Source organism: Algimonas porphyrae, from assembly GCF_041429795.1.
GTDB classification, from domain to species: Bacteria; Pseudomonadota; Alphaproteobacteria; order Caulobacterales; family Maricaulaceae; genus Litorimonas; species Litorimonas porphyrae.
Window position 1 is genome coordinate 499951 of the sequence record NZ_CP163424.1, and the last position, 12621, is coordinate 512571.

Genomic DNA, 12621 nt, shown 5'->3' on the forward strand with positions numbered 1-12621 from the left:
CGCAGGCGTTAACCTTGGCACGGAACTCGCAAAGCCTTTGTCCAAAGCCTGCCGCGTTTTTTCCTCAAGAAATCTCTTTTTTCGATTCATTTCGGCACAGTCTGGCACGGACGTTGCAACGGTCCGGTCCGTGAGACAGTGTCCCATTGGCATCGTGCCGATCCGGGACTGACGGATCAGGGATGACAATCATGCGCAAACTGCTTCTTGGAGCCGCCGCTATTTCGCTTTCGGGGTGCTCTTTCTTGGGAATTGGGGGCCATAGCTCCTATAATGCCGGACCGGCTTATGGTGGCTACTATGCTGCCGCGCCGACATCGAAATGCGGCGTCACGGTGAAAAAGCACCGTCCAGCTCCATCGGGATGTATTTCCCGCTGGAACCTTGAAGGCGGCATTGGCGCGTCCTTCAATGTTGGCGGTGATGCCGTCACTGGCAGCGACGGCACTGTTGCGGCATCCGCCGTTCGCGATGTCGACTTCGACGAAGCCTATGACACGGGTCAGCGGGCTGAGCTGGGTCTGTCCTATGCTCTGGCGCCTGACACGAAAGTGACGGCGATGGGCTTCATCGACGAAGCGGACAGCGCCGGCGTGTTCAACTGGGGCACAGTGAATGGTGGTCAGGTCATGACCGGTGCCTTGTCAGACTATCGTTCGACGGGTGTCGAGCTGGGGCTGCGTAAGTATTTCCGCCCGACAGCCGCGCCGATCGTGCGGTCTGTCCGACCTTATGTCGAAGGTCGTGTCGGGGCTGCCTATCAGGATGGCATTGCCATTCAAAACGCGACAATCGGCGGCGTTGCTGTCGGTGCGCCGATCGCCTTCCAGGACTCTGGCTGGGTACCTTCCGCGGCAGGTCTCGTCGGTCTCGAAACGCCTCTGACGCGCTACAGCACGATCGGCCTTGAGACGGGTATCCGCTACACAGGTGGTGGTGATGCCAATACGACGTCGATCAATGTGGCGAACGGTCTGGCCGGTGTCAATCAGGGCGGCGAGCGCATCTCCGTTCCGCTGATGCTGCGCGGTCGCTATCGCTTCTAGTCCAACTGGACACATACGTAATTGCAAAGGGTCCCGGACGTAACGTCCGGGGCCCTTTTGTTTGCGGTGTCGCCAATTCCCGATCGGAAAAGGGCTGCTTCGAACGGAGCTATTCTGTTCCTGTGCGGGTCTCGGCGATATAACGGTCGATCTGACGTTCGAGCAGAGACAGGGGCAGGCTGCCCTTCTCCAGAACCGCGTCGTGGAAGGCCCGGATATCGAAATCGCTACCCAGCGCGTTTTCGGCGCGTTCGCGAAGTTCCAGGATCTTCAGCTCGCCGATCTTGTAACCCAGAGCCTGACCGGGCCAGCTGATATAGCGGTCGACTTCGGTGCGAATATTGCTCTCCGAGAGGGCGGAGTTTTCCAGAAAACAGCTTTCCGCCTGCTCGCGCGTCCAGCCCTTCCAGTGCATGCCGGTGTCGACGACCAGTCGGCAGGCGCGCCACATCTCATAGGTCAGCTGGCCGAACTTTTCGTAGGGATTGTCGTAAAGCCCCATCTCGGCGACGAGCTTTTCCGTGTAGAGTCCCCACCCTTCGCCAAAGGCCACGACATAGAGCGATTTACGAAATTCCGGCAGGTCGTCGAGTTCCTGCGCCAGAGCGATCTGGTGATGGTGGCCCGGAACGCCCTCATGCGCCGTTAATGCTGGCAGATTGTAAAGGGGCCTCATCGCCAGATTATAGGTATTGACCACGTAAGATCCGGACCGCCCGGCCTCCAGTGACCCTGGCCAGTAACGGCCCGTCGTATAGTTGGGCGCGATCTCGTCCGGCACCTTGATGACGCCGTAAGGCAAGCGCGGCATGCGACCGAAGAATTTCGGCATGGCCCCATCGATGCGTTTGGCAAGCCAGGACGCATGTTTCAGCAGCTCTTCCTCGCTCTTGGCGTAGAATTGCGGATCGGTTCGCAGGAATGTCAGAAACTCGGCGAAGCTGCCTTCGAAACCGGACTCGGCGATGACCGCGTCCATTTCACTACGGATCCGCGCGACTTCCTGCAGGCCGATCTCGTGAACCTCGTCAGGCGACAGGTCGAGCGTCGTGAAATCCCTTACCAGAGCGCGGTAATAGTCGCGCCCCGCTTCCGTGCCGCCAATCCCGGCTTCTGTCCGGGCCGTTGGGGCATATTCCTGTTCCAGAAATTCAAGCAGCTCGGCATAGGCTGGCAGCACCGATGTCTCCAATGCGGCCTGGCCCAGAGCGGTCAGCCGGTCGCGCTCATCGGCCGAAATCGTGTCCGGGTAGTCCTTAAACGGCGCAAATAGCGGATGGTCCTGTGCCGACCCTTCGGACAGGGCCCGGACCGTATCGATGACACCGGTCAGGATTCCCGCATTGGCCGTGTAACCCTCGGCCATGCCGCGCCGCATATTGTCGCGATTCTGCGCGAAGAAGCGCGGCAGTTTCGTCAGTCGCGCCGCATAGGCCTGATAGTCGTCGGCCGTTGCGAAGCGTGTCTGCCGCGAGACATAACTCATCTGATTGAAGAAGCCGCTATCGTTGACGAAGGGCAGACGGGAGGAATCGAACGGGGCGAGGCGTTGACGCTGGTCCAGAACGAAGCCCAGAATTTCATAATTCATGCGATCGGTTTCGGACAGGTCGGCAAAGGCCGGACGTCGCTGCAGCGCCGTATGCCGTCGGAGGATGGCCTCGAGTCTAGCCTGTGCCTGCTGTCGCGCTTCGACACTGACATCCGGCAATCTTCGCAGAGCGTCGCGGTCGCCGCGCTCCCCCGCCGTGATCGGGTTGTTGATCAATTCGGTCGCATGAAAATCCGCAATCAGCCGGTCCAGTGAATCCTGCAAAGCACAGGCGGCACCGGGTTCAGTGCTGACGAATCGGCCTTCCGGGCAGCTATAGTCGGTGAGTGGCGCATCGCTGATCTGCGCTGTTGCCATCAGGGGAAACAGGCTCGCCAGAACACTGGCGGCGGACAGGCGCAGGTGACGCGACAGAACGGGTCGGGAAAGCATGAGTGTCATCGGAATATCCAGTCTGAATGGTCGGAGCGCAGACTTGTGGCTGACGCCCGGAATCACAATGGTGGCGTGCGTCAGCCCGCCGCTTTTTCCATGGCTTCGGCCAGGGTGACATCCTTTTGGGTGACGCCACCCGCATCATGCGTCGTTAGCGTGACATCGACGCGATTATAAACATTGAACCATTCCGGATGGTGATCCATCTTGTCCGCCGTGATCGCGATACGGGTCATGAAGCCGAAGGCCTGCGCAAAATCATCGAATTTGAAGACTTTGGTGATGAAGTCATCACCGCCTGTCCATCCGGGCAAGGCGTCTGCGACGTCCTTTGGGTCGAGCCGTTCCATCAGCCATCCTTATGTCTAGACGGCAGATATTGGCCGTACACGGACCCATCCTAACCCTATTCAGAACGTCTGACCAGATTAACTATAAGGGTGTCGTTCAGTCGGAGTTAATCATATCCGGTCCATGCACGGGTCATGATGGGCCTGGCTTCATTTGACAGTTTTCATGTCCGTGCCGCGATTTTGCCTTCCAATCGCCAGAGAAGCAGGTCACTGCGCGGCCATATGATCTGGGTATTTCGCATACTCGCCGTCGCTGTCGCGACGGTGATTCTGGTCCTGTCGCTACAGCCTTTCACCGGGTCGCTTGGTGTCAATCATGCCGACAAGGTGCAGCATTTGCTGGCCTACGGCCTACTCGCAGGACTTATGGCGCTCGGCTGGCCGCGCTGCAGACCGGTCTGGATCGTTGCCATCGCAGCGCTATTCGGATTGGGGGTCGAACTGGCTCAGGGCGTTATGTCCCAAGGCCGCACCGCCTCCGGGCTGGACGCGCTCGCCAATCTGATCGGCGCTCTTCTGGCCAGTTTCGCCCTGCCACGGGCGCGTTCATTGTTGCGAAGACGTAATGAGCGGATGCGTTAACCATAACTTGCACCCTGTGATGGTTCTCGACTAGTCTGGACCTTCAGGAGGATCGACATGACCGACTGCCGCGCTCTCGCCGGAACTGCACTTTGGCTGCTCACCCTGCCCCTTGTGGCGTCACCCGCACTGGCAGGCGGGCCTGCCTATACGCCTGATCTGGTGCCGCCTAACCCGGTCGCCGGGGAATGTTATGCTCGGGTGAAAATCCCGGCACGCTATCAGAATGCGACGCAGAAGGTCTTGACGCGCGACGCCTATAGCGTCCCGCAGATCCAGCCGCCAAAATTCGAAACGCGCAGTCAGGCTGTCATGGTCCGGGAAGCCAGTGTCCGCTATGAAGTGCGCCAACCGACCTATGAAACCGTAACGGAACAGATCGTCACGCGTCCCGCGTATGACAAACTGAGTGTAACGACCCCGCGCTTCCAGACACGGGTGGAGACGCTGCAGACATCGGCTCCGCGGCTGGTCTGGAAACGCGGCAATCCAGCACAGTTAAGGGCACAGGGCTACATCATTCATTCAACCGCCGACGCTGGAATCAAAGGTCAGGGTTATCGGTCCACCACGCAATATGGCGCGTCGGGCGGAACCAAATGCGGCCCCATGTGCGAAATCTGGTGCCTGGTCGAAGAACCGGGTCAGTCCGTGACCGTGAAGCGTCAGGTCATGAGCGAGCCGGGCCGAATCCACCGCACACGGGTCCCAGCCCGAACGGAAACCATCGCAAAACAAGTGGTGACGGATCCGGGCGGGGTTCGTAAAATTCCTGTCCCTGCACAATATCGGAGCTTGCATATCGATACGCTGGTTCATCCGGGCGGCGAAAGCCGGGTCGAGGTCCCAGCCGAATTTGCACAGGTTCAGACTCGTCAGTTGATCGAGGATGAGCGCTATGAATGGCGACGGGTTGTCTGCGCCACCCGGACAATGCAGGCGCCAACTGTCACAGTACCGACCGTGAAATCACCAATTGTGACTCGCAGCCATCCGCCGTCGAACCTGCATTCGTCACGCTACCAGGGCACGATGAAGATTCCGACCCGCCATAAAACGTATGTGACGACCAGCCGGACGACACATCAATCGACAACGTCTCAGCCGACGGTCCACCGAAAGATGTCGGGTTATCATTTCGATCCGGCGACGAAGAGCTACAACGCCGCGTCCCCCTCGACGGCATCTGGCCACGAAACGGATCGTTTCCGCACGAATAATTATGGCGCGTCGGCCCCGGCCTATACCCCGCCTCGGCCCGATCCGGTGCCCGTGGGACCCGCCCGTTTGAGGCGCTGATCGCCGCGACGGTCGTTTAGATCAGCCATGAAAAAGCCCGCCTCAGTGAGGCGGGCTTTTCGCTGGTCGGTCTGAAGACCGACCTCGATCAAGCCTGATCAGCTGCCGCGAGGCAGATCGTCCTGATCAATCAGACCATCGGTCGCTTCCTTGTCCCTGTCGAAATAGTCGCGCGTCAGTTTGAACACGACGGGAGACAGGAATATCAGCGCGATCAGGTTGGGCGCGGCCATCAGTCCGGTGAGCGTATCGGCCATCAGCCAGAACAGATTGACGATATTGCCGATCTGATCTTCCAGCGCGATCGCAGCAGCCGAGAAGAACACGACGGCGATGTAGATGATGCGGTAAGGCAGAATGGCCTTTTCGCTGAACATGAAGGCCGCGCAGCGCTCCCCATAATAGCTCCAACCGAGGATGGTCGTGAAGGCGAAGATCGTCAGAGCGATTGGGATGAGGTGGCGTCCCATTTCACCATATTGCGCGGCGAAGGCGGAACTGGTCAGCGGCGCGCCCGTATCACAGCCCGCAGGCTGCATCCCGGTCATGAGCTGTTGGTAATTTTCTGGTCCAGCCAGACATTCCGGCGAAACCACGCCCGATGTCAGAATGACCAGCGCCGTGATCGTGCAGACGAATAGTGTGTCGATCACCGTGCCCAGCATGGCGATCGTGCCCTGATTGACGGGGTCATTATTCTGCGCCGCCGCGTGCGCGATAGGAGCGGAGCCCTGTCCGGCTTCGTTCGAGAAAATACCGCGCGCGACACCCTTCTGCATGGCCAGAACCATGAGGCCGATGCTGATGCCGGTTCCGGCCTCCTGCAGGCCAAAGGCCCCTTTGAAGATCGTCGAGAAGGCGCCGGGGACCGCAGAAATATTCATGATGACGACCAGCAATCCGAGAAGAATATAGGCTCCAGCCATAAACGGTACGACTTTGGACGCGACCGACCCGATTCGCTTGATGCCGCCCAGAATCACCGCAGCAGCGCCGCCCGCAAGGAACACTGCCGTGATCCATGGTGACAGATTATATTCTGCATTGAGAACGTCCGCGACAGAGTTGGCTTGAATGGAATTGCCCGTGCCCCAAGATGCGAACATGCCAAAAAATGAGAACAACAAGGCCAGCGGCATCCACTTCGAGCCAAGTCCGTTCTTGATGTAATACATCGGACCCCCGACCCGGTTTCCGTTGGAATCGATCTCGCGGTAACGGACGGCGAGAACCCCTTCGGAGAATTTGGTGGCAGTCCCCAGAACGGCTGTAACCCACATCCAGAAGACAGCCCCGGGACCGCCAATGGCGATCGCGGCGGCAACGCCGGCAATATTGCCGGTGCCAATCGTCGATGACAGGGCCGTCATCAAAGCGGCAAAGGGCGAGACATCGCCGTCATCGGTGTTGGCACCACGCTTCCGGAACAGTTGCTTGAAGGCGTAGGGAATCTTGTAGATCGAGATGAAGCGGAGGCCAACCGTAAGGAACGCTCCCGTCAGCAACAATAATCCCAGCATAGGCCAACCCCAGACCTGGTTATTGACCCATTGAATCAGACTTTCCATGAATTCCCCTCTGGCCCCTCAGGGCGTGTCGCGTTGACAATGTTCATCCGGGCTCAATCCCCTGGCCCGCATGTCGTCATGACGTTTGGGACCCTGTGCCGCAAGCGCCAAGGCTCGCGCAAGGCCAAAACGCAAATCCCATGGATTGCAGGCTAATTATCAGCGCTTAGATAATCGAGGGCGGCCCTTATCGCCGGATCGCTGCCTCTTTCATCGCTGTCAGCCGCAGCAAGGGCGATGTCCGCCACGAAGTCTTCCCGGGGCGTCCCGTCCACATGAAACAGCGTCTCGGTCGGGATCGAATGGGTGATCGCTCCTCCGGCAAAAGTAAAATCGCTCTTATTGCCCAAAAGATCGCCCATATCGGACGCAATCGTCTGCACGCCGGCTGCGTCCATGCCCACAATGATGCCTTCGCCCATGCTGCCGGTCCAGTATCCGCCGATCACGACGGTCCGCTTCGGATCGAAGGCAGGCCTGCGGGGCAGGACATATTCGACATAGCGACGCGGCACGCCGAACTCGCGCTCCAGCGATGGCCGTTCATGCATCTGGTAGGGCGTCGGGGCCTCGACGAAATGCCCGATGATCGAACGGCCCACTTCCGTGTTGCCGCCGCTCGGTGTGTTTCGCAGATCCAGAATCAACCCGTCCGCGTCCAGAACCGCGCGCATGGCGGCATCGAAGCCGATGATCAGATCATTGTCGCCCAAGCGGTTGTTGATCCGCAACACGGCAATGTCCGTGCCGTCATCCTGAACGATCCATCTTGTTTCAATGTGTGGTTGGGTTGTCACCACCCACGCGAAGTTTCGCGGATTGGCGAGAACCAGATCGATGGCCTCGCCATCAGCCGTTTTGAACCCCAGCGCGCGGTCGCCCGTACGCCGACCATTGGCCAGCAAGGTCGCGGCATAGGCACGCTGTGCGTCAGAAGGATTGTCGATCAAAGGGTCGAAAACCTTGCGAGTCGCATCATCGACAGGCTCATCACCTGCGTGGGTGAACATCCAGCCGGGGCGAACGCCAGCGGCCATCGCAGCAGATCCGGCTCGCACATCCAGCACGACATACCGCCCGGCTTCGTACCCGATCTGAAGGTCGGACGCGGTCGGAATGACATTGAAGTCCTGATCGTCCGACGGGCCGAAGCCCAGATGCGGATCGGTAAAGGCATAGGTAGCGCGGTTGAGGCGACGGCGGAATTCCGCCTGCTTGTCCGCTGCGGTGACATAAGCGCCGACCCGGTTGAGATAGGCATCGGCATCGAACCCTCTGCGGTCGCGATAGGCATAGAAGAGATCGAAGTCTGCGCGCACCTCGTCCCACAGGGCCGATGCATCAAAGGCGGCGGTTTCATCCTCAACGGATGCCGGATCATCCGGCGCAGCGCGAAGGGGAGACGCGCCCAGGCTCAGCGCCAGAGTAATAGCCGTCAGGGTGCAAAACAAGGCAGTTGCAGGTTTGAATGTCATGAACAGGGCCTAGTCGTCATTATCGTCGATGAAAAGCGACTGTCTGTCACGCATCCCTCTGGTTGATCGTCCGGCTTTGTTCTAAAGCCGGGTCCATGTTTGATCGTCTCGAAGCCCTTCCGCCCGATGCCATTATTGCGCTGATGCAGCAATGTCAGGCCGATGACCGCCCCGATAAGATCGATCTCGGCGTTGGTGTGTACAAGGATTCGGCGGGGAACATCCCGATCATGCAAGCCGTCAAGATGGCAGAGACGCAGATCGTCGCCGATGAAAAGACCAAGACCTATGTCGGGACGACGGGTCGGGTGACCTATCGGGAGTATATGTTGTCATTGGTTTTAGGCGCGGAACATCCCGCCCTGCAGGCTGGACGGATCGCATCGACACAGGCGGCGGGCGGGTCCGGCGCGCTGCGGATCGGCGCACAGCTCGCCTTTACGGCTGCGCCGGACGCCTCCGTCTGGGTGTCGACCCCGACATGGGCGAACCATATTCCTCTCATCGGCTCAGCCGGTTTTGCGATGAAATCCTATCCCTATTATAATCGCGATACGCTCGGCGTCGACTTCGAGGATATGCTGACCCATCTGGAGGATCACGCCAAGGCAGGCGACATCATCGTCCTGCATGGCTGCTGTCACAATCCGACCGGTGCCGATCTGACACCGGCGCAATGGGACCGCCTCATCCCCTTCCTGAATAAGAGAGGTCTGCTTCCGTTTATCGATCTGGCCTATCTCGGTCTCGGGCATGGGCTTGAAAAAGACGCCTATGGCGTCCGGCTCGCGATGCGGGACTGCCCCGAAGCCTTGATAGCTGTTTCCTGTTCAAAGAATTTCGGACTCTACAAGGAACGGGTCGGTCTGCTGGCCGTGCTCTGCGAGACACCGGACCAAACACAGATTGCCCAGTCGCAGCTCGGCATGATCCAGCGGACGCTGATTTCCATGCCGCCGGACCACGGTGCAAAGATCGTTGAGCGCATTCTCGGCGATCCTGAGCTGCGGCGAATCTGGTCCGAAGAGCTGACGGTCATGCGCGAACGGATGCGGGGTCTGCGCCATCAGCTCAGCGACGCGCTCGACGTGCAAGGCGGCGAACATATCGCCCGAGCCGTGATCGATCAGAACGGCATGTTCTCGACCTTGCCGGTCACCCAGGATCAGGCGATCACCCTGCGCGAAGACCATGCCATTTATATGACCAATTCCGGGCGCATCAATATTGCCGGGGCCAATGGCGACAATATCCCGACATTGGCGACGGCCTTGCTCGACGTACTTAGCTAGTCGTCCCGCAGCACGCAGTCATCCAGACCCTCATTGGCGACGACGGCGGCGCGTTGCCGCAATGTGCCGGCCCGCCTGCGCACGTAAGGTCCGGGCGGGTCGACGCGCCACTTGTTCGGGCTTGGCAGCACGGCGGCCAACAATGCGGCTTCCTGCCGGGTCAGGTCTGATGCCGGTTTGCCGAACCGCGCCTGCGCAGCCGCTTCGGCCCCGTAAATGCCGTCGCCCCATTCCGCGATGTTCAGATAGACTTCCATGATCCGGCGTTTGCTCCAGATCGTGTCGATATAGAGAGCGAGCCATGCTTCGACTGCCTTGCGCGCATAGCCGCCGCCATTCCACAAGAACACATTCTTGGCGGTCTGCTGGGTCAATGTCGAACCGCCGCGCCGCCGTCCGCCATCGCGATTCTCCTCGATCGCCTCTTCCAGCGCATCGACGTCGATCCCATTATGGGCGCAGAAGCGGGAATCCTCAGCCGCGATCACGGCCTGCACGAGATCGGGCGATATGCGTTCGATCGGAACCCAGTCCTGGCGCAGTTCCGTTCCACTGGGGCGCATCAGCATGTTCAGCGACCCATGAACCGGCGCGACGCTGTGGCTCAGCCCCATAGCGTGGATCGCCAGAAAGACGGCGCATAGAAGAAGACCGAGACGGGCCGCCCACTGCGACAGGCGGCCCGGGTCGTTGCTCTGTCCCTTGACTGGGCGGGGTTCGGCTTCATTATTGGTGTGGGGAGACGTTACCATGCGCTATCATCTTATACTGCCGACCGCCATCTGTCTTGCAACGCTCTGCCTGAGCGCCTGTACGCCGGCGGAAGCTCCTGTCGAAACGGATGTGGCCTATCAGGACACACTGCAGCTGGCCCTTCTGGACGCCCAAGCCGGTGATGTCATCACCATTCCGGCGGGCACACATCAACTGGACCGCGGCCTGTCACTGACCGTCGATGATGTGACGATCCGGGGCGAAGGCATGGACGCCAGCATTCTGTCTTTCAGAAATCAGATCGCAGGTGCTGAAGGTCTGCTCATCACCGGTGACAATGTCGTGCTGGAGAACTTCGCAGTCGAAGACAGTCAGGGCGATGCCATTAAGATCAGCGATACGGACGGGGTGACGATCCGGGGTGTGCGCGTCGAATGGACGGGCGAGCCTAAAACGGAAAACGGCGCATATGGTCTCTATCCGGTGCAGACGACCAATGTGCTGATCGAAGATGTGGTCGCCATCGGCGCTTCGGATGCGGGCATCTATGTCGGGCAGTCACGCGGCGTGATCGTGCGCAACAGCCGCGCTGAGCGCAATGTGGCCGGGATCGAGATCGAGAACACGCAGGACGCTGATGTCTACGGCAATGTCGCGACCGATAATACAGGCGGGATCCTCGTCTTCAACATGCCGGGACTGACGCAGCCGGGTGCTCGGGTGCGGGTCTTCGACAATGATGTCTATGCGAACGATCGCGGTAATTTCGGTCACCCCGGCACACCCGTGGCCAGCATTCCGGCAGGATCGGGCGTTGTGGTCAACAGCCATGATGACATTGAGATTTTCGAGAACCGCATCCGTGACAACCGTACGGCTAACATCATCATCTCCTCTGTCTATTCGTCCAACTTCTCGGACTCCTCCTGGTCGGACACATTCGATCCTTATCCGGACCGGATCCATGTTCATTCCAACAGCCTGTCCGGCGGCGGCGATAAGCCGGACGGCATGGAGCTCAAGGCGGCGAAAACATTGAAATTCGGCCTGACGGGACGGTTCCCGCATGTGCTCTGGGACGGTTACGCGCGCGGAGAAGAAGACCCGCAAATCTGTATCGAGCAAGAGGATGCAGAGGTCTTCAATGCGGATCTGGCGAATGATAGCGCGAATATGCGTGTCGAAACGGAGCCGCATCGCTGCACCTTGCCCCGTCTGGCCGAAGTGGTCCTGCCGGAGCGATGAGCCCGGACATGAAACGCCTGATTCTGGCTGCGGGTCTGATCCTGTCCGCCTGTTCGCAGGCGGCTCCGGATCAGGCCGTCTTTCACGCCGAGGCCAATCCCTCGACGCTGGCGGAATGGAATGTGCTGAAGATTGATCGCGGCCATCTCGTTCCGACGGGCGGGAGCGTGGTCTATGACGTGTCGGCTCCGCTCTTTACGGATTACGCGCACAAGATGCGGACCGTCTATACGCCGCAGGCGGCCACCGTTCTGGCGGATGGGGCGCTCGACTTTCCGGTCGGGTCGGTTCTCAGCAAGACATTCTATTATCCCGAGCGTGAAGACAGGGTTCTGAAAACGGACGATCAGGGATTGGGTGCGATCGATCTGAGCGCGCACCGCATTATCGAAACGCGCCTGCTGGTGCGTCGCGACGCCGGGTGGCAACCGGTCTCCTATGTCTGGAACGCGAGTGAGAGCGAAGCCCGGTTGAAACGCACAGGCGCGGTGATCGCCTTGACCTTGTCAGGCGAGGCTCGGAACGATCCGTTCGCTTATGTCGTGCCTAATGAAAATCAATGCGCCGGTTGCCACGTCACGGATATGCGCACCAAAGCCTTCCATCCGCTGGGGGCGACGGCCCCGCAATTCCAGGATCGGGGGAAAATGGTCGTTGCGGGCGTGATGCGCCATGATGCCTTTACGCCTCAGCTCGACTACCGCGACGAGACCCTGCCGATTGCTGATCGCGCGCGCAGCTATCTGGCCGCAAATTGTGCTCACTGTCACCAACCCGATGGTCCAGCCGACACGTCCGGCCTCGACTTGAGGCTGGACGCTGTCGATGAACGGGCGATGGGCCGTTGCAAGCCACCCATCGCCGCAGGGTCCGGCACGGGCGGTCATCTCTATTCGATCGTGCCGGGTGCGCCCGATCGGTCGATTATGACCTACCGTATGGCCAGCACGGCACCGGGCGCGATGATGCCAGAACTGGGTCGCAGCCTCGCGCACGCGGAAGGCCTCGCCCTGATCCGTGGCTGGATCGCAGAGATGGACGGCGAATGCGGCGTGTGACA

Annotated in this window: 11 protein-coding genes; 6 read left to right on the forward strand and 5 right to left on the reverse strand. The window is 59.8% G+C overall.

Annotation, left to right across the window (positions count from 1 at the left end; all coding sequences use genetic code 11):
• Positions 1-191: 191 nt before the first annotated feature.
• Positions 192-1046, forward strand: coding sequence for a hypothetical protein (locus AB6B39_RS02515; protein WP_284371460.1), 855 nt, complete (start codon positions 192-194; stop codon positions 1044-1046).
• A 109-nt stretch (positions 1047-1155) separates the two neighbouring features.
• On the opposite strand, the gene AB6B39_RS02520 is transcribed toward AB6B39_RS02515, so the two are convergent.
• A complete protein-coding gene (locus AB6B39_RS02520) occupies positions 1156-3039 on the reverse strand; it encodes a DUF885 domain-containing protein (RefSeq protein ID WP_284371462.1) in 1884 nt (627 codons plus the stop codon).
• A gap of 71 nt (positions 3040-3110) precedes the next feature.
• Entirely contained in the window at positions 3111-3383 is a 273-nt protein-coding gene (locus AB6B39_RS02525; RefSeq protein WP_284371464.1) for a 4a-hydroxytetrahydrobiopterin dehydratase, read from the reverse strand.
• Between the two features lie 225 nt (positions 3384-3608).
• Here AB6B39_RS02525 and AB6B39_RS02530 point away from each other — a divergent pair, with 225 nt between their 5' ends.
• Together AB6B39_RS02530 and AB6B39_RS02535 are read left to right on the forward strand one after the other, a co-directional pair.
• Positions 3609-3968, forward strand: coding sequence for a hypothetical protein (locus AB6B39_RS02530; protein WP_284371466.1), 360 nt, complete (start codon positions 3609-3611; stop codon positions 3966-3968).
• A 57-nt stretch (positions 3969-4025) separates the two neighbouring features.
• The gene (locus AB6B39_RS02535; protein WP_284371468.1) at positions 4026-5267 is read left to right on the forward strand and encodes a hypothetical protein; all 1242 of its coding nucleotides are present in this window, start codon (positions 4026-4028) and stop codon (positions 5265-5267) included.
• A 98-nt stretch (positions 5268-5365) separates the two neighbouring features.
• On the opposite strand, the gene AB6B39_RS02540 is transcribed toward AB6B39_RS02535, so the two are convergent.
• A complete protein-coding gene (locus AB6B39_RS02540; RefSeq protein ID WP_284371470.1) occupies positions 5366-6835 on the reverse strand; it encodes an alanine/glycine:cation symporter family protein in 1470 nt (489 codons plus the stop codon).
• 152 nt (positions 6836-6987) lie between these two features.
• Entirely contained in the window at positions 6988-8310 is a 1323-nt protein-coding gene (locus tag AB6B39_RS02545) for a S41 family peptidase (RefSeq protein ID WP_284371472.1), read from the reverse strand.
• A 95-nt stretch (positions 8311-8405) separates the two neighbouring features.
• Between AB6B39_RS02545 and AB6B39_RS02550 the strand changes: the two genes are divergently transcribed.
• Positions 8406-9602, forward strand: a complete 1197-nt coding sequence (locus AB6B39_RS02550; RefSeq protein WP_284371474.1) for an aromatic amino acid transaminase — start codon at positions 8406-8408, stop codon at positions 9600-9602.
• Here AB6B39_RS02550 and mtgA read toward each other — a convergent pair.
• A complete protein-coding gene (mtgA, locus tag AB6B39_RS02555) occupies positions 9599-10354 on the reverse strand; it encodes a monofunctional biosynthetic peptidoglycan transglycosylase (RefSeq protein WP_284371476.1) in 756 nt (251 codons plus the stop codon). The two genes, AB6B39_RS02550 and mtgA, sit on opposite strands and share 4 nt — an antisense overlap.
• On the opposite strand from mtgA, the gene AB6B39_RS02560 reads away from it, so the two are divergent.
• Together AB6B39_RS02560 and AB6B39_RS02565 are read left to right on the forward strand one after the other, a co-directional pair.
• Positions 10353-11561, forward strand: coding sequence for a parallel beta-helix domain-containing protein (locus AB6B39_RS02560; RefSeq protein WP_284371478.1), 1209 nt, complete (start codon positions 10353-10355; stop codon positions 11559-11561). The two genes, mtgA and AB6B39_RS02560, sit on opposite strands and share 2 nt — an antisense overlap.
• Positions 11562-11569: 8 nt before the next feature.
• Entirely contained in the window at positions 11570-12619 is a 1050-nt protein-coding gene (locus tag AB6B39_RS02565; protein ID WP_284371480.1) for a hypothetical protein, read from the forward strand.
• Positions 12620-12621 lie beyond the last annotated feature (2 nt).